Source organism: Anoxybacillus sp. ST4 (assembly GCF_019448545.1).
Classification (GTDB): Bacteria; Bacillota; Bacilli; order Bacillales; family Anoxybacillaceae; genus Anoxybacillus; species Anoxybacillus pushchinoensis.
In genome coordinates, this window is record NZ_JAHZOE010000008.1 from 62,227 (window position 1) to 79,812 (window position 17,586).

The 17,586-nt window shown below is 42.6% G+C and carries 15 protein-coding genes and 2 pseudogenes; 15 read left to right on the forward strand and 2 right to left on the reverse strand.

The annotated features are described in order from the left end of the window. Positions 1–59: 59 nt before the first annotated feature. From K1I44_RS07535 to K1I44_RS07565, 7 genes are all read left to right on the forward strand, one after another. The gene (locus K1I44_RS07535) at positions 60–629 is read left to right on the forward strand and encodes a TetR/AcrR family transcriptional regulator (protein ID WP_219985772.1); all 570 of its coding nucleotides are present in this window, start codon (positions 60–62) and stop codon (positions 627–629) included. A gap of 74 nt (positions 630–703) precedes the next feature. Beyond that, positions 704–3,013, forward strand: coding sequence for a YhgE/Pip family protein (locus K1I44_RS07540; RefSeq protein WP_219985773.1), 2,310 nt, complete (start codon positions 704–706; stop codon positions 3,011–3,013). Positions 3,014–3,152: 139 nt separating this feature from the next. After that, a complete protein-coding gene (locus K1I44_RS07545) occupies positions 3,153–4,172 on the forward strand; it encodes a LacI family DNA-binding transcriptional regulator (protein ID WP_219985774.1) in 1,020 nt (339 codons plus the stop codon). A 36-nt stretch (positions 4,173–4,208) separates the two neighbouring features. Continuing rightward, positions 4,209–5,516 carry an ABC transporter substrate-binding protein gene (locus tag K1I44_RS07550; protein ID WP_219985775.1) on the forward strand — a complete coding sequence of 436 codons (1,308 nt, stop codon included), beginning with the start codon at positions 4,209–4,211 and terminating at the stop codon, positions 5,514–5,516. 69 nt (positions 5,517–5,585) lie between these two features. Beyond that, positions 5,586–6,881, forward strand: coding sequence for a carbohydrate ABC transporter permease (locus K1I44_RS07555; protein ID WP_219985776.1), 1,296 nt, complete (start codon positions 5,586–5,588; stop codon positions 6,879–6,881). 11 nt (positions 6,882–6,892) lie between these two features. Continuing rightward, positions 6,893–7,720 carry a carbohydrate ABC transporter permease gene (locus tag K1I44_RS07560; protein ID WP_219985777.1) on the forward strand — a complete coding sequence of 276 codons (828 nt, stop codon included), beginning with the start codon at positions 6,893–6,895 and terminating at the stop codon, positions 7,718–7,720. An 18-nt stretch (positions 7,721–7,738) separates the two neighbouring features. Beyond that, positions 7,739–9,448, forward strand: a complete 1,710-nt coding sequence (locus tag K1I44_RS07565) for a glycoside hydrolase family 13 protein (protein WP_304511211.1) — start codon at positions 7,739–7,741, stop codon at positions 9,446–9,448. Between the two features lie 28 nt (positions 9,449–9,476). On the opposite strand, the gene yhfH is transcribed toward K1I44_RS07565, so the two are convergent. Beyond that, positions 9,477–9,608: a protein YhfH gene (yhfH, locus tag K1I44_RS07570; RefSeq protein ID WP_021095297.1), complete on the reverse strand. Its 132-nt coding sequence runs from the start codon at positions 9,606–9,608 to the stop codon at positions 9,477–9,479. Positions 9,609–9,761: 153 nt separating this feature from the next. Between yhfH and K1I44_RS07575 the strand changes: the two genes are divergently transcribed. Beyond that, entirely contained in the window at positions 9,762–10,496 is a 735-nt protein-coding gene (locus tag K1I44_RS07575) for an MBL fold metallo-hydrolase (RefSeq protein WP_219985778.1), read from the forward strand. A gap of 133 nt (positions 10,497–10,629) precedes the next feature. On the opposite strand, the pseudogene K1I44_RS07580 reads toward K1I44_RS07575, so the two are convergent. Next, positions 10,630–11,023, reverse strand: a pseudogene (locus K1I44_RS07580) (transposase family protein); the annotation flags it as partial. Between the two features lie 228 nt (positions 11,024–11,251). Here K1I44_RS07580 and K1I44_RS07585 point away from each other — a divergent pair. The 7 genes and pseudogenes from K1I44_RS07585 (at position 11,252) to K1I44_RS07615 (ending at position 17,504) form a co-directional block, all read left to right on the forward strand. Beyond that, positions 11,252–12,211, forward strand: a pseudogene (locus tag K1I44_RS07585) (UPF0236 family transposase-like protein). A gap of 51 nt (positions 12,212–12,262) precedes the next feature. Next, entirely contained in the window at positions 12,263–12,475 is a 213-nt protein-coding gene (locus K1I44_RS07590; protein WP_219985779.1) for a hypothetical protein, read from the forward strand. A 299-nt stretch (positions 12,476–12,774) separates the two neighbouring features. After that, entirely contained in the window at positions 12,775–12,978 is a 204-nt protein-coding gene (locus tag K1I44_RS07595; protein ID WP_219985780.1) for a hypothetical protein, read from the forward strand. Beyond that, positions 12,965–13,267 carry a DUF4212 domain-containing protein gene (locus K1I44_RS07600; RefSeq protein WP_003395586.1) on the forward strand — a complete coding sequence of 101 codons (303 nt, stop codon included), beginning with the start codon at positions 12,965–12,967 and terminating at the stop codon, positions 13,265–13,267. Before K1I44_RS07595 ends, K1I44_RS07600 begins: the two co-directional genes overlap by 14 nt. Before the next feature lie 26 nt (positions 13,268–13,293). Next, positions 13,294–14,943, forward strand: coding sequence for a sodium:solute symporter family protein (locus K1I44_RS07605; protein WP_219985781.1), 1,650 nt, complete (start codon positions 13,294–13,296; stop codon positions 14,941–14,943). Between the two features lie 51 nt (positions 14,944–14,994). Further along, complete coding sequence (locus K1I44_RS07610; protein ID WP_219985782.1) at positions 14,995–16,830, forward strand: DUF294 nucleotidyltransferase-like domain-containing protein; 1,836 nt, start codon at positions 14,995–14,997, stop codon at positions 16,828–16,830. A gap of 11 nt (positions 16,831–16,841) precedes the next feature. Continuing rightward, a complete protein-coding gene (locus tag K1I44_RS07615; RefSeq protein WP_003395581.1) occupies positions 16,842–17,504 on the forward strand; it encodes a 3'-5' exonuclease in 663 nt (220 codons plus the stop codon). Positions 17,505–17,586 lie beyond the last annotated feature (82 nt).

Below are 17,586 nucleotides of genomic sequence, written 5' to 3' on the forward strand. Positions count from 1 at the left end.
TATGATTTAAAACGAAATGACCAAAATGTTCATTTAGTCATGATAAAGGATGAACGCCTATGTCAGAAAAAAGAAAACAAATTATTGAAGCGGCAGCGAAGTCGTTTTCGCTGTTCGGTTATAAGGCGACGACGATGGATCAAGTAGCGAAAATGGCGAACGTTGGGAAAGGAACGATTTATACGTTTTTTAAAAGTAAAGAAGAGCTACTCGAAGAAATCGTTTCTTCGATCATTTTTGAAATTAAGCGTGAGGCAGATGCAGCGATTGATGATCGCTTATCTTTTAACGAAAACGTACAACGCGCTTTGCAGCGTATTTTTACGTTTCGCAAAGAGCATGAGCTGACGATAAAACTTTTACAAGAAGTTCGTGATATTGGCACGCCAGCTGTACGACACGTCATGAAGCGGCTTGATCGTGAAATGATCGCTTACGTTCGTAAAAAGATTGAAGAGGCGATGGAAAAAGGGGAAATTCGTTCGTGCGATGCGGAGTTAATAGCGTTTTTAATGTTTAAAATGTATATCGCGTTAAACGTCGATTGGGAAAAGGAGCACGAGCCGTTATCGCAACAAAAAATTGCCGAACTGTTTCATTTGTATTTGTTAAAAGGATTATCTCGGTGATGATCCTTCTCTTTTTTGTAAGAAATGACTAAATGAACAAATTGGTCAACATTTTAAAAAAGGGGGTTGAGCATATGCATACATTTCAATTGTTTGTGAAAGAAATAAAAGCGGTCACGTCCAATCGGAAAGTGCTTATTCCGATTATCGCTGTCTTGTTTATTCCGCTTTTATATAGCGGCATGTTTTTATGGGCGTTTTGGGATCCGTACGATCATTTAGATGATTTACCTGTCGCTGTTGTAAACAAAGACAAAGGAACAACGTTTGAAGGAGAAGAGCTTCATATTGGTGACGATCTTGTTGATAAGTTGAGAGAAAAGAAGCAGTTTGATTGGCATTTTGTCAGTGAACAAGAAGGGGAAAAAGGGTTAAAAGAACAACGGTATTATATGCTTATTGAAATTCCTGAACATTTTTCACAACATGCCACAACGTTACAAGACGATCATCCGAAAAAGCTGCAACTCATTTACAAACCGAATGAAGGATTTAACTTTTTATCTGCCCAAATTGGCGCGACAGCGGTTGAAAAAATTAAAACGGAAGTGGCAAAAACATTAACCGAAACGTACGCAGAAAACATGTTTGACAAAGTAAAAACGTTGGCAGATGGGCTAACGAAAGCGAGCGACGGAGCAGAAAAGTTGCATGATGGACTCGTTGATGCAAGCGAAGGAACGAATAAACTGTACGATGGCATGAAACAAGCGCAAGATGGTTCAAATGAATTGTATCGCCATTTAGCGACACTTGCGGAAAAATCAATCGCATTTACCGACGGATTGCATCAAGCAGCTGACGGTTCGATGCAAGTAGAAACAGGTGTTCAAACGCTTCATGATGGAATGAAGCGCATGGTTGATGGGCAAGGACAGCTAGTTGCTGGAGCGCAACAAGCAAAAGAAGGGACGGCAAAGCTTGCTTCTGGGGCCAATCGTGTGCTTGAAGGAGTGAAAGCACTTGATGAACGCATGCCGCAGCTGTTGCAAGGTTCGGAGCAATTAAGCGGGGGAGCAGAAAAGTTAGCGACATCTCTTTCCGAGTGGCAACAAGGAGCTACGCAAGTTCAAACAGGTGCTGCTCAAGTGGCAGGCGGGTTAGAGAAGTTAGCTGTCCAACTTGATGCCCTCATTGCGCAAACGTCAGATCCAGCGCAAAAAGCAGTATATGAGCAACTAAAACAAAACGTTGTGCAATTGTCGGTAGGAAGCAAGCAAGTGGAAAACGGAGTAGCACAGTTAAACGATGGCGCCAAGGCGTTGCAAGCAGGTGCAACTTCGTTAAGTAATGGAGCGAAGCAGTTGCATGAAGGGCATATCGCTCTTGAAAGTGGCGTGAATCAACTGCTTACGGGACAAAAACAGCTGGCCGATGGTGCGAATGCGCTTGCGAGCGGTCAAGAAAAGCTTGTTGTAAGTATGGCTACGTTACATGAAAAAATGAAAGAAGCGGAGCAAGGAACAGCGAAGCTCGCTCGTGGTGGCAAAGCGCTTGTTTCTGGATTGCGGGCTCTTGCTGACGGTGCTGATCAACTTCAAGACGGTGCGCATCGATTGGCTGATGGTTCGCAACGATTGGCCGGCGGGATGAATGAGTTAACAATCGGGACAGGAAAATTGCAAGATGGGATGAATCAATTAACAGACGGTTCAGAAGAACTAGCAAATAAATTAAAAGAAGGTGCAGAGAAAGCAAGCGATGTCAAGGCAAATGAAGATGTATACAACATGTTTGCTGAACCGGTGAAAGTAAAAAATGAAAAAATAAATAAAGTGCCAAACTACGGAACGGGATTTACTCCATATTTCTTATCATTAGGATTGTTTGTTGGGGCACTTTTACTTTCAATCGTCTTTCCACTTCGCGAGCCAGCCGGAGCACCGCGCTCGCCATTTAGTTGGTTTTTTGCAAAATTTGGCGTACTCATCGGAATCGGTATTTTACAAGCGCTTCTTGCTGATAGCGTATTGCTGTTTGTGCTCGATTTACAAGTGAAAAGCGTTCCTTTATTTATCATCTTTAGCATTGTTACAAGTATTTCCTTTTTATCTGTCATTCAATTTCTCGTTACAGTTTTTGGAGATCCTGGACGATTTATCGGGATTGTTGTATTAATTTTACAATTAACGACAAGCGCCGGAACGTTCCCGCTTGAGTTAATTCCGCATGCGCTCCAGCTATTTAACGCATGGTTGCCAATGACATATTCTGTTTTCGGATTTAAAGCGGTCATTTCAAGCGGTGACTTCTCATTTATGTGGGAAAACGTCGGTAAACTGCTTATGTTTATCGTCGTGATGATGGCTGGAACGATCACGTATTTTACGATTCAACATCGTCGTCAGTTCACAACGATTGTTGAACGAGCTTCTGAGGCGTAATATGCTTCAGAAGCTTTTTTTTTCAATGAAAAAATTTTTAAAAAATTAACTTGCATATACAAGAGAGTGTAAGTATAATATGAATATGAAAACGATTTCATTCGTTTCTTTTCGATTGAAATAAGGGGGGAATGGGAGGATGGCGACGATTGAAGATGTCGCCAAGCTAACAGGGCTTTCACGGACGACCATTTCGCGCGTCATAAACAATCACCCGTATGTGTCAGAAGAGAAACGAAAGCTCGTGCTTGAAGCGATGGAGCAGCTAGGATATGTGCCGAATTCTTCGGCGAGAAGTTTGCGGAATCAGAAAACGAGCATTTTAGCATTATTTATTCCGCGCATTACTAATCCTTTTTTCAGCGAACTTGTAGAAGCGACAGAAATAGCGGCAGCGGAACATGGCTATCAGCTCATTATTTGTCAAACCCGCTATTCGCCTGAAAAAGAATTGAACTATATGAATTTACTAAAAACAAAACAAGTCGATGGAGTCATCTTAGCTTCTATTCAAAATGAGTGGAAAAAGTTGAAGCCTTTTTTACAGTATGGGCCGATCGTCCTTTGCAACGAGTTTGACGATTGTGCAAACGTTCCAACCGTTCGGCTTGATCAAGTGTACGGGGGATACATAGCAACGAAACATTTGCTTGAACAAGGTCATACGAAAATTGCGTATTGTTCCGGTGGTTACCAAAGCAATGTAGCAAAATCGCGTGAGATTGGCTTTAAAAAAGCGTTAGCGGAATATAAGCTTACGTTTGATGAGCGATACGCTTTTCGCGATGCGTTTCACATTGCGGACGGAAAGCGTGTATTCCGACAAATGATGGCGCTTTCGGATCGTCCGACTGCTGTATTTACCGGAAGCGATGAAGTGGCGGCTGGCATTATATCGGAAGCGGTGAGGTGCGGATATCGCATCCCTGAACATTTAGCGGTCGTTGGCTTTGATAATCAAGCAATTACGGAACTAACGAATCCGACCATTACAACGGTGCATCAACCGGTGAAACAAATGGCACAAAAAGCGGTTGATGTGATGATAGAAAAAATTCAAACAAAAAAATATGACGTGCAAGAAATTTACGAATTTCCACTTCAACTGATTGTTCGCGCATCAACAGTTGGTAGCAAGCTTCACAAAAGTGAAGTTTGACATACATTTTATTTTAAAAATAAGGGGGATTTTTTCATGAAGAAAGCAACAAAATTTTCTTCTGCATTGTTAGCGCTTACGCTCGGCTTGACAGCTTGTTCTGGCGGTCAAGACACAGACAAGAAGGAAACAACGGATAAAAAAGATGAGGCAAAAAAATCTGAAGAAGTTGTAAAAATCGTGTATGCTCGCGGTAAAGATGCGACAAAAGCAACTGAAGAAATTGTCAAAGCGTTTGAAGCAAAATATCCGAACATTGACGTAGAGTTCCGCGAAATGCCTTCAGACACAGGGGCTCAGCACGATGCATACGTCACCATGTTAAACGCGAAATCTTCGGAAATTGACGTCATGGATTTGGACGTTATTTGGCCAGCAGAGTTTGCGCAAGCTGGATATGTTCTTCCGCTCGATCGTTTCATCGAAAAAGATGGCATTGATTTAAGTGCATACAACCAAGGTGCACTTGCAGCCGGAAATTTTGATGGAAAGCAATGGGCGATGCCAAAATTTATTGACACAGGACTATTATTTTATCGTAAAGACATCGTACCAGAAGATAAAGTGCCGAAAACTTGGGATGAGTTGTTAACAGCTGCTCGCGAATTTAAAGGACAAGGCGGCACACAATTCGGATACTTAATGCAAGCGAAACAATATGAAGGGTTAGTATGTAACGCGATCGAATTTATTGCGGCATACGGCGGAAAAATCGTCGATGAAAATAACAACGTAGTCGTTAACAGCCCTGAAACAATTAAGGGATTGAAAAAGCTTGTTGAAATTGCAACATCTGATGTTGTGCCAAGCAACATTACGACATTTACAGAGCCAGAGTCGCATACTGCGTTTATTGAAGGACAATCGCCATTTATTCGCAACTGGCCATACCAATACGCGTTGGCAAACGATCCAGAACAATCAAAAATTGTTGATAAAGTCGGCGTTGCGCCACTGCCAGCTGGAGATAAAGGTTCAGCAGCTGCATTAGGTGGATGGATGACAGCAATTAACGCATATTCGAAAAATAAAGAAGCGGCTTGGGAATTTGTAAAATTTATGACTGGTCCAGAAGGTCAAAAAATTTCTGCGATTTACGGCGGTTTAGCACCAACGCTTCCAGAACTATTTAAAGATGAAGAAGTGTTAAAAGCGAACCCATTCTTTGCAGAAGAAGGATTTGTTAACGGATTAAATGCAGCAGTACCGCGTCCGGTTGTACCAAACTATCCAGAAGTATCTGAAATTATTCAAATTAACGTATCTAAAGCCATTGCAGGACAAATGACAGTCGAAGAAGCGGTGGCAAACATGGAAAAAGAAATTAAAGCAGTTATGCAGTAGTTGCACGTTAGCCTTCAGCCTCGTATGAGCGCTGGAGGCTAAATCCTTTGCATAAAGGGGGAACAACGAGTGAAAAACGAAAAAAAGTCGGAGCGCCGTTTAGCGTATATTCTTGTCGCTCCATCTTTACTGCTCATTTTAGCTGTTGCGATTTGGCCGGTCATTCAGTCATTTTATTTCAGTTTATTTGACTATCGTCTGAACAACCCAGCAAAATCTTCTCTTCACTTTGATTACAGCTTAAACTTAGAGCGATATTTAGAAAGTTATCCGTTTTTAATGAGCGCATTAAAGCAAGAAACGGCCGAAGCAACGGGCGCGGAAAAAGAACAGTTGGCGTCGTTGCAAGAAAAATTGAAACAAGTCGATGAAGAAATTCGTGCGGATGAAGAAGTAGCAAAACGGTATGAACAAGTTGATGAGATTTTGAACAATTTTGAAGTGCCGAGTGAAGAGATCAAAATTGTTTCTATTGATGAAGAAGCGGCACAACATTTAACAAAAACGATTAGCGAAACGAAACAAACATTAAAGACATTAAACGAAAGCGGACAGTTAAAGCAGGGAGACAAATTAACAGGGCTTGCAAACGGGTTAAGTGGAGCAGTTATTGAACCGAACTTTGTCGGTTTAGCACATTACAAAAACTATTTAGGCGACTCGCGTTTATGGAAAGCGCTTTGGAATACAACTGTATTTACGGTCATTTCCGTTTCCATTGAATTAGTGCTCGGTCTAGCGATTGCGCTGTTGATTAATAAAGCGTTTTTCGGTCGCGGTCTTGTACGGGCAACGATTTTAATTCCTTGGGCGATTCCGACGGCTGTATCCGCATTAATGTGGAAGTTTTTATATGACGGACAAAACGGAATTGTTGCAAAATACTTTGCAGATATCGGCATTATCAATAATATGAGCGAGCTATTAACGACAGGGGCAGGAGCAATGTTTGCCGTCATCTTCTCTGACGTATGGAAAACGACACCATACATGGCATTATTGCTGCTAGCAGGTTTGCAGACGATTCCAAGCTCACTATATGAGGCAGCATCTATTGACGGGGCGACAAAGTGGCAACAGTTCGTCAAAATTACGTTACCTCTTTTAAAGTCAAGCATTCTCGTTGCGCTCTTGTTCCGTACGCTTGATGCGTTTCGTGTATTTGACTTAATTTTCGTTTTAACAGGTGGCGGACCAGCGAACTCGACAGAAACGATTTCGATTTTAGCGTATAAAGTTATGTTCTCGCAAACAAACTTCGGTGGCGGTTCAGCGTTAGCAGTGATCGTCTTCATTTGCGTTGCGATCATTTCGACGATTTACATTAAATTTTTAGGTGCTGACCTCATTTCTGATCGAAAATAGGAGGTGCAACGATGCAAAAGAAAGCCGGTCCATTGTTTTATTTGTTTTTATTTGTTTTCGTTTTTTTAGTGATGTTTCCATTTTTATGGATTTTATTAAGTTCGATTAAGCCGCTAAGCGAATTGTTTGGGGAAGAAGCGTTTAATTGGTTTACGAGCCATCCGACGTTAAAAAGTTACGTTTCTGTTTTTGTAAACTATCCATTTTTAAAGTATTTATGGAACAGTACCGTCATCGCGACGATTACGACCGTGTATACCGTATTTGTGGCGGCGTTTGCTGCGTATGCGATCGCACGTTTAGATTTTAAAGGAAAGTCGATTATTCTTGGCATTGTTTTATCTGTTTCGATGTTTCCGCAAATTGCGACGATTTCGCCGATTTACATGTTTGTGAAAAAGTTTGAGTTGACGAACAGTTATTTAGGATTAATTATTCCGTATACAACGTTTGCGTTGCCGCTTTCCATTTGGTTATTAGTCACATTTTTCCGTAAAATTCCGTTTGATTTAGAGGAAGCGGCGAAAATGGACGGTGCAACACCGCTACAAACGTATTTTAAAGTGATTTTGCCGCTCGCTGTACCAGGGATTTTTACAACGTCCATTCTCGTGTTTATTGCGGCATGGAACGAATTTTTATTCGCGTTAACGATTAACACAGCAGAAAATTATAAAACGGTGCCGGTTGGAATCGCGATGTTCCAAGGTCAATATACAATTCCATGGGGTGAAATTTCAGCTGCGACAGTTATCGTTACGATTCCGCTCGTTATTATGGTATTATTATTCCAACGCCGCATCGTGTCGGGTTTAACGTCTGGTTCAGTAAAAGAATAGCGGAGAGGGGAAAAGAAGATGGAATCGATTCCAAAAATGAAACAATGGTGGAAAGAAGCGGTGGTATATCAAATATATCCGCGCAGTTTTAAAGATTCAAATGGGGATGGGATCGGTGATTTGCGCGGCATTATCGAAAAGTTAGATTATTTACAAGAGCTCGGTGTCGACGTCGTTTGGCTGTCTCCTGTTTATAAGTCGCCAAACGACGATAACGGCTATGATATTAGCGATTATCAAGATATTATGGACGAGTTTGGCACGCTCGCTGACTGGGACGAACTGCTTCGTGAAATGCATGCGCGCGGGATGAAATTAGTGATGGATTTAGTCGTCAACCATACGTCCGATGAACATCATTGGTTTGTTGAATCACGCAAGTCGAAAGATAATCCGTATCGCGACTATTACATTTGGCGTTCGGGGAAAGATGGGAAAGAGCCGAACAACTGGCAATCGTTTTTTAGTGGCTCTGCTTGGCAGTACGACGAAGCAACAGGGGAATATTATTTACATTTATTTTCGAAAAAGCAACCAGATTTAAACTGGGAAAATGAAAAGGTGCGCGAAGAAATTTTCAATATGATGACATGGTGGTTAGATCGTGGCATTGATGGATTTCGGATGGACGTGATTAACTTATTGTCAAAAGTGGAAGGGTTGCCGGATGCTCCGGTGACGAATGCGAATGACCGTTATCAATGGGGCGGACAATATTTTGTGAACGGACCGAAGTTAATGGACTATTTGCGAGAAATGAAAGAAAAAGTGTTAAGTAAATACGACATTATGACGGTCGGAGAAACGCCGATGGTGACGACAGACGATGCCATTCGGTTTACGAACGAACAAGATGGCGTCATGAATATGTTGTTTCAATTTGAGCATATGGATGTCGATTCGAAACCGGGTAGCCATCTCGGCAAGTGGGACATTCAACCGTGGAAATTAACCGATTTGAAAAAAATTATGAGCAAGTGGCAAGTAGAACTTCATGGAAAAGGATGGAACTCACTCTATTTAGAAAACCATGACCAGCCACGCTCTGTTTCGCGCTTTGGCGATGATCAAACGTATCGGGTAGAAAGTGCAAAAATGTTGGCGACATGGTTGCATATGATGCAAGGAACGCCATACATTTATCAAGGGCAAGAAATTGGGATGACGAACGTCGCTTTCCCGTCGATCGAATATTATCGTGATGTTGAAACGATTAATTTATGGAACGATGTTGTTGTCAATAAAGGGGAAAACCCAGAAAAAATTTTAAAAGCGATTCATTACCGCGGTCGCGATAATGCGCGCACACCGATGCAATGGGATGCGACGGAACATGCAGGATTTACGACGGGGACGCCGTGGATTGACGTCAATCCAAACTATCGCGATATTAACGTCGAGCAAGCATTAAAAGATGAAAATTCCATCTTCCACTACTATAAAAAGCTCATTCGTCTCCGGAAAGAGCATCCGATTATCGTGTACGGATCATATGAGCTGCTGCTTGAAGATGATGAGCAAATTTACGCATACGTGCGCAAGTTGAACGACGAACAGCTGCTTGTCATCACAAACTTTAGCAGCGAGCAACCGACATTTACGTTGCCGTCACATATCACGTTTACGGAAAAACAACTGCTCATTAGCAACTATGCGGTTGATGAAAACGAATCGATTGACACGATCGTGCTAAAACCGTATGAAGCACGCGTTTATAAATTAAAGTAAAAAGCAGCCGCGCGGGCTGCTTTTTACTTTAACAAGAAACGTTTAAGCATTGAACGCAAACATTGCCGTAACATTCATGTTGCTCTTCCATTTCTTTGCCGCACTCGCAACATGTTTTTGGCGGTAACTTTTTATAAAATTCAGACATTTTTTCTAACATAACTCCCCATCCCCTTCGCTTTTGTTGATTTTATTGTATTATAACAGATATATATTTGTCAATAGTTGTTTTATAACATTTGCGTATGTGAAATTTGTTCAGAAATTTGGTATCGTTTAGTTGTACACATTTTTGCGAGGAAGGTGAATACATATGAAAGTGACGGTTATCGGTTATTGGGGGGCGTTTCCAAAAAAGAATGAGGCGACGTCATGTTACTTATTTGAACACGACGGTTTTCGTTTATTAGTGGACTGTGGAAGCGGAGCGTTAGCCCAACTGCAAAATGTCATTGATATTGAACAAATTGATGCGGTTATCATATCGCATTATCATCACGATCACGTGGCAGATATCGGCCCGCTTCAATACGCGCGACTCATTAAGAAAAATTTAGGCGCACATTTGCCTGAGCTTCCTATTTATGGACATTCGTTTGATCGGGATGGATTCGCACGCCTTGCTCATAAAGGAGTGACGAAAGCGGTGGCGTACGATCCGAACGATATGCTTCATATCGGTCCATTTACGATTACGTTTATGCCGACAGAACATCCAGCTGTTTGTTATGCGATGCGCATTTGTGCAGGAGAAAAGACGGTCGTATACACAGCAGATTCTAGCTATTTGCCTGAGTTTGTTCCTTTTGCGAAACAGGCAGACTTACTGATTTGCGAATGCAACTTTTACGCAGGACAACATGCGAAACAAGCAGGGCATATGACGAGCGAGGAAGCGGCAACGATCGCGCGCGACGCTGGCGTTAAAACATTGCTACTAACGCACTTACCTCATTTCGGTAACGTTGAACAACTTGTCGACGAAGCAAAAACGATTTTCCATGGCCATGTCCAACTAGCAAGAACAAGATGGACGTGGGAGGGGTAGCGATCGTCTACTCCTATTATCAAATTTATTGAATTTTTTATTTACTGAAACCCGTACTGCTAGTTGAGCGCTAGCGCTCAACTAGCCCGAGTGTTACAAGTGAATACACCAACAATATGACATCTAATTCCACTTTTTTCGACGCACAAAGTCCGATGTCAGCGATCCTTTGGAATTGTTTGACAAGGTACATTCTTGCGGCATGGCACAACTTGATTGGCATGCTACCCACGACCGCATAGGCATGATTTTGCCCACGTTTCGCTAGTTCATGACGAAATCCATTTGATCGCAAATCGTAGCGCCCGGCAACGACGATTGTATCGAGAACGTTCGAGAAAATGTCTATCCGTGAACAAGTTCCCAGTAACAAAGCGATGCCATGCACGTTCGGAAGAGAAGCCAAGCAACTTTCCTAACAGATGAATGGCAATGATCACCGCGTCTTCTTGTTTCACCAAATGACGATTGCGACGTTGAAGATCGCATTGAATGTGTGACAGCTGGGCAGAAACAAAAAAGAAAATCTCTGCAGTATGAGTAAAATGTTTGTGGGAGAAAAAAAGACAGGTTCCTGATTTTGTATAATAAGGAACCTGTCAGATATGTAAGCAAAATAGATGAAAAACGGGCTCTCCTCCTGGTAAGGTAGTAAGTGCGAAAAAATACAACCAAAGAAAGGAGTGGAGCCCATGCAGGATTATATCACAAACGGCTTGACATGAAAAGAGATCGAACAGTCTTTATTTAAACATATGCAAAAACAATATGGTCATCTCCTTCAACAGGTGTTGGAGGAGATCGACCGCACATTGGCAGAACAGCGAGATAAGAAACGATATGCGCTCAAAGATAAGCGGACGCTCCGACTCCAAACGCTATTTGGAGAGGTGGAAGTGAAGCGAAACTACTACTTTGACCGTGAAAAAAGGTGTATACGTCTTTACTCGATGTCTTTCTTCAGTTCGATGGGGCGCATGGAGTGAGTCCGCTATTAGAGGAGACAGCGATTCATCTCGCCGTGACGGGTTCTTCGTATCGACAGGCTGCGCAGTCGCTTGAAAAGCTGGTGGGATATGCATGTATGAGTCACGAAACGATTCGCCAGTCCATCATCGAGGCAGAGGTGGAAGGGCACCGTGCGATGGAGAAAAAAGGGCGCGTGTTTTTTATCGAAGCGGATGGGTTGTACGTGAAACGTCAACGAAGCCGCATCAAAGGGAAAGAAGAAAAGATCATCATGATTCACCAAGGATGGGAGAAAAACGGGAAGCGTGTATCCTTAGTGAATCGACGGTATATGGTTCATCAAACGAATGAACCGATTTGGGAGGCTGTAGAGAATTTTCTGATGAAGGAATATGGCTATGATCCACTTGAGGATTGGGTGGTCATCAATGGAGATGGCGCCCCATGGATCACAGCTTGTCGAGAATATTTCGGGGACAGAGGGTACTTTCAGCTTGATCGGTTCCATGTGGCTCGGTACGCTAGAACATGAGGAGAAGGAAAAGCAACTCGCGGCGCTTGTTCGTCGAATCGAGGAGATGCCAGGATGTTTGCGTGACTATCGCGTATGGTTGAAGGAAAAAGGGATCGACACGACAAACATGAGGGCGATGGGGAGTGCGGAAGGAACGATGCATGTGTTTGCGAAACGAAGTAAAAACGGTCGAAGTTGGAGGGATGCTTTTTTTGGGAGAAGTAAAATATAAGATTTGTCATCTGAACTATTCTCAGAGACAACTTGGATTTAGGTGATTCAAATGACATGGTGGACATATGGAATCGTTAGTTATGTAGTTATTTTTTGTTGGTTTTTACTTTCTTCACATATTGCCCATCGGTGGACAGTAAAACAAGAATACAAACGTTCGCATTCCGATTTAATTAAGCGTGATAGCATTCAAGCACTTATTTTGACCACTATACTCGTTGTGTTGTATTTTTTTGACATTACATTTCCCTTTGTAAAGTAAATAGAAATGAAAGAGGCTAATCTCGAAACGTGTTTACGTTTCTGGATTAGCTTGTTTATTTTTGTGAAATGATCGTTTAAGAAATGGTTGTTCCATGTTGGGATGACAAGAGTTAATTAAGAATGTCTTGTTATAATACAGAATAAAAAATTTGAAAATTTTTTGAACAGATGCTTGACGATGAAATGAAAAGTGGAGATAATATGATTGTGTTAGAATTTTCTTAAAATTTAGCAGTACATACTAGGAGGTGGGGGCTAAAAGAAAATGATAACGCTTACAACATAGGGGGGATTTGTTTGATTGGTTTTTACCTCATCTTAGCCATTACAGTTGCGAGTTTGTACGTTGCTTTTCGTAAACAAAAGCCTTTCTTTTTACTCATTCCATTTTTGTCAGTCTTCGCTTACTTTTTGTTTGAAGTGATAACGTTCCCAGCACCATTTTTCGAAACGGTCAAATTTATTTTTAACTTGGGGGTGTGTTTGTTTGAGACAAATTGATAAAAAAATTGCCGACTCATACTTCCGTGAGCGCGTGCGGTTAATTGTCATCTTTTTAATTATTTGGTTTATTGTCTCGTTTGGCGTTGTCATGTTTGCGGAATCGTTTAAAAACATGACGTTTAACGGATTCCCGTTTCATTATTTCATGGGGGCACAAGGGGCTGTAGTGACGTTTATCGTCTTGTTGTTTATTAATGCAAAAGTAAGCGACAGCATTGACAAAAAGTACGGCATTAGCGAAGAGAGAAACGAGCAACTAAGCGCAGGGAAAACACTTGATCATTAAGAGAACAAAGGGGAAGGGGGAGCACGATGGATACACAATTTCTCGTGTCTTTATCTATCATTATCGCTTCATTTGCGTTATATATTGGGATTGCCATTTACAATAAAGCGAAAGAAACATCTGATTTCTACGTAGCAGGACGCGGTATTTCTCCGTTTTCAAACGGTATGGCGATCGCGGCGGACTGGATGAGTGCTGCGTCATTTATCGGTATGGCTGGTACGATCATGTTGCTAGGGTACGATGGTCTTGCATACATTATGGGATGGACGGGCGGCTATTTGCTTCTGACGTTTTTGCTTGCTCCACAGCTTCGCAAATACGGTCGCTATACGGTGCCAGAATTTATTGGTGACCGTTACGAGAGCCATTCCGCGCGTCTCATTGCAGCCATTTGTACGATCATTATTTCGTTCGTTTATTCCATCGGTCAGCTTTCAGGTTCAGGGGTTGTTATCGGGCGTTTGCTCGAAGTTGATGCGAAAGTCGGCACGATGATTGGGGTTGTGTTAATTGCGTTTTATGCGGCGTTTGGCGGAATGAAAGGAATTACATGGACACAAGTAGCCCAATACATCATCTTAATTATCGCGTATTTAATTCCAGTTGTCTTTATGTCGCTACAGTTGACAGGGAATCCAATTCCTTGGCTTTCTTACGGGAAAATTGTCGGTGAGTTTCAACAGCTTGATCAACAGTTAGGCATTTCACAATATACGGATCCATTTCTGAAAGGTAGCAAATGGCAGTTCCTCGCCCTTATGTTTACATTAATGGCTGGAACAGCGGGACTTCCGCACGTAATTGTTCGCTTCTATACGGTATCGACGATGAAGGCGGCGCGTTGGTCGGGGGCATGGGCACTTTTATTTATCGGCTTACTTTACTTATCAGCACCGGCGTATGCAGCATTTTCGCGCTTCATCCTCATTAAAAACGTCGTTGGACAAAAAATTACCGAGTTGCCGGCATGGACAGAAAAATGGATTAACACAGGGAAGTTACAAATTGCCGATGCGAATGGTGACGGCATTTTACAATGGCAAGAGATGGTCATTAGCAATGACATCGTCGTTATGGCAACTCCAGAGATCGCAAATCTCGGCATGTTTGTCATTGGCTTAGTCGCAGCTGGTGCGATGGCAGCGGCGTTGTCGACAGCGGGAGGTTTAATGATTGCTATTTCATCGTCATTTGCACACGACATTTATTATCGTATTTTGCGCCCGAACGCATCGGAACAAAATCGCTTGCTTGTTGCACGCATTTCGATTGCGGCAGCGACGGTGTTAGCTGGTTTAGTCGCTTTAAATCCTCCGGGCGTGATTACGCAAATTGTCGCGTGGGCGTTTGCAATTGCGGCAAGTACGTTCTTCCCTGCCCTTGTGCTTGGTGTATGGTGGAAACGTTCAAACTCTGCAGGTGCGATTGCAGGCATGCTTGTCGGCTTAATTGTTTCGTTAGGCTACATTTTAGCGGCGAAATACGGTGGGTTTTCGATTGCAGGCATTGTTGATACAGGTGCAGGGGTGTTTGGTGCTGCAGCCGCACTTGTGGCAAATGTCGTCGTATCGTTAATGACGAAAGAACCTTCGCAAGCTGTACAAGAAGAAGTGTATGACCTTCGTTATCCAGAGCAAATGACATATAAAGACGGCCAAGTGTGGATGAGATAATGTAAAGGCATCTGTGTATACAGATGCCGTTTTTATGAGGGAGGGGAAAAAGTGCATCCACTATTTAGCGGTTTGCCAAAAGAAGAGATCGATCGGCTCATTGCTATATGTGAGCGAAAAACGTTTGAAAAAGACGATGCGATTTTAGGAAAAAATGAGCGGCGTAAAGGGCTTGTTTTGTTGCTTGACGGGGTGGCGGAAGTGTACGTCGAGCACGAAGGATATGATGAAGTGCTTGAAGTTGTGCAAAAAGGAGGGCTCATTGGCTTTTCTAGTTTAGCTGATTTTTTAGGTGTATCAAAAGGGGAGGGAAAAGAAGAACTTGTCGCGGTAAGGGCAGCGGAACGATGCGAAGTGCTTATCATACCGTTTTCTGTTTTATCGCGTTTATGGGATGATCCGAACGTACATGACTATTTGCTTGCGCAGGCGTGTGTACGCTTAAAAGATGTGTACGTATCGCTTGCTGAACAAATTAAGCAGGCGCGTAAATTTGGCGATTCAACATCATTTGTCGTTCCCGTACAAGATTTAATGGTTCGCGATGTCGTCACTTTACCGCCCACCGCAACGGTACAAGAGGCGGCGAAAAAAATGGCGGAGACGCATATTAGTTCCATTATTGTGACGGAAGAAAAAAAGTTATGCGGCATCGTTACTGAAACAGATCTTGTCGAACGGGTGCTTAGTTGCTCGCTTCCTTATGATACTGCCATCGAGCGAGTAATGACAAAAGATGTCGCAACGATTTCGCGCTTCGCTTACTACTATGATGCGCTTGCGATGATGATTGAGCGCGGAGTGAAGCATTTGCCGGTTGTTGACGATGAAAAAGTACAAGGAATAGTGACGTTTTCTGATTTAATGAGAAAGAAAAATGAAAGTATGATGCGCACGATTCAACAAATTGATCATGCTGATGAGCGAACGTTGCCAAAAATGAAAATGGCCATTTATGAACTGTTAGGAACGATGTTGCGCGACCAAGTACCGATTGCCCAATGTTTAAATATGATTACGAAACTATATGATCGCCTTGTGTTGCGTTGTATGGCGTTGGCGCTAAACGAAGTTGGAGAGCCGCCGTGTCGTTTCGCTTTTTACCAAATGGGTTCAAGCGGTCGGAGAGAGCAGTTTTTACTGACGGATCAAGACCATTTCCTCGTGTACGAAAGCGACGAGCATGCTGCGTATTTTGCGAAGCTCGGTGAGGCGATTGTGCGTGTTATGGAGAAAGCTGGTTATGAACGATGCAAAGGAAAAATGATGGCGAGTGAAAAGGCGTGGCGCGGCTCGCTCGAGACGTGGAAAGATCGTTTGCGCGAGTGGATGATTCATGCGACAAATGACAATTTGTTGTTGGCGCAAAATTTTTTCTCATATCGGTTTGTATATGGGGATATGGACTTGCACCGTACGTTCGAACAACAAATTCGAGAACAACTCACTCGGGCGAAAATTTTCTTTTTTCGCCTCGTTGAGATAGAAAAACAAAATGAAATTCCGACACTTGATCGCCCGATTCGGTCCATTTTCGGCCTTGAGCGAAAAACGATTGATATGAAAAAAGAAGTGTTATTTCCGTACCATCATAGCGTGCAAATTTTATCACTCATTCACGGAATTGTATCCGGCACACCGTTTGAGCGAATTGAGAAGCTAAAGGAGAAACACGTGTTGTCTCCATCGTTTGCAAAAGATGTGCAAAAAGCGGCTGAAAACGTGTTAACTATTTACATTCGTCATAAATGGAACCATTATAAAGCGAATAAACAAGCGTCATCTGTCTTATCGTTTACGACGATGACAACGAGAGAAAAAGATGAACTCATTTTAAGTTTAAAAACGTTAAAGCAACTACAAGCGCAATTATTTTCTCATTTTTAAGGGGGATGGTCATGTTTTTTTTACGAAAGGCGATCGATTACAAGCTAAACGACAACATCCCGTTATCAACACCGATTGATGACATCATCTTTACAGTATTTGATACAGAAACGACAGGCTTTAACGTTGCAACGGCTGATCGTCTCATTGAAATTGGTGCGGTGCAAGTGAAGGGGACGACAGTGCTTGAAAACGAAACATTTCATACGTACGTCAACCCATGTCGCGACATTCCGCAAGTGATTGTGGAGTTAACGAATATTACGGAAGAAAAAGTAGAGCATGCACCGATAGCGATTGAAGCGCTGCAACAGTTTTTTGATTTCGTTCAGAAAAAACGAACGGTCTGTTTTGTCGGTCACTACATTTCGTTTGATTTATTTGTCATAAAGCATGAGTTGCGCAGAGAAAAAATGAAATTTCACAAGCCGACATTTATCGATACGCTCGATTTAATCGGCTTCATTGCACCGTCGTATGATATGCGCGACTTAGAACGATATGCGCAAGCGTTCGGCACGCGTATGTACGAACGTCACTCCGCCATCGGTGATGCGCTAACGACTGCGTATTTATTTGTGGAGCTGTTACAACAATTTCGGCTGCGTGGATATGAAACGTGGGGAGAATTGCTGCGGGCAACCGATAGCCAAATGCGCTCATTGTCATTTTAACGGGGAGAGCCCCCGTTTTCTTTTTTTACCCACCTAGGAGAAGCGAGACGTGATCGTTTGCACGACAATGTCCTACTTGCTT

Coding starts and splice junctions, on each gene's coding strand:
- K1I44_RS07535 (WP_219985772.1), top strand. CDS start 60: ATGTCAGAAAAAAGAAAACAAATTATTGAAGCGGCAGCGAAGTCGTTT.
- K1I44_RS07540 (WP_219985773.1), top strand. CDS start 704: ATGCATACATTTCAATTGTTTGTGAAAGAAATAAAAGCGGTCACGTCC.
- K1I44_RS07545 (WP_219985774.1), top strand. CDS start 3,153: ATGGCGACGATTGAAGATGTCGCCAAGCTAACAGGGCTTTCACGGACG.
- K1I44_RS07550 (WP_219985775.1), top strand. CDS start 4,209: ATGAAGAAAGCAACAAAATTTTCTTCTGCATTGTTAGCGCTTACGCTC.
- K1I44_RS07560 (WP_219985777.1), top strand. CDS start 6,893: ATGCAAAAGAAAGCCGGTCCATTGTTTTATTTGTTTTTATTTGTTTTC.
- K1I44_RS07565 (WP_304511211.1), top strand. CDS start 7,739: ATGGAATCGATTCCAAAAATGAAACAATGGTGGAAAGAAGCGGTGGTA.
- yhfH (WP_021095297.1), bottom strand. CDS start 9,608: ATGTTAGAAAAAATGTCTGAATTTTATAAAAAGTTACCGCCAAAAACA.
- K1I44_RS07575 (WP_219985778.1), top strand. CDS start 9,762: ATGAAAGTGACGGTTATCGGTTATTGGGGGGCGTTTCCAAAAAAGAAT.
- K1I44_RS07590 (WP_219985779.1), top strand. CDS start 12,263: ATGACATGGTGGACATATGGAATCGTTAGTTATGTAGTTATTTTTTGT.
- K1I44_RS07605 (WP_219985781.1), top strand. CDS start 13,294: ATGGATACACAATTTCTCGTGTCTTTATCTATCATTATCGCTTCATTT.
- K1I44_RS07615 (WP_003395581.1), top strand. CDS start 16,842: ATGTTTTTTTTACGAAAGGCGATCGATTACAAGCTAAACGACAACATC.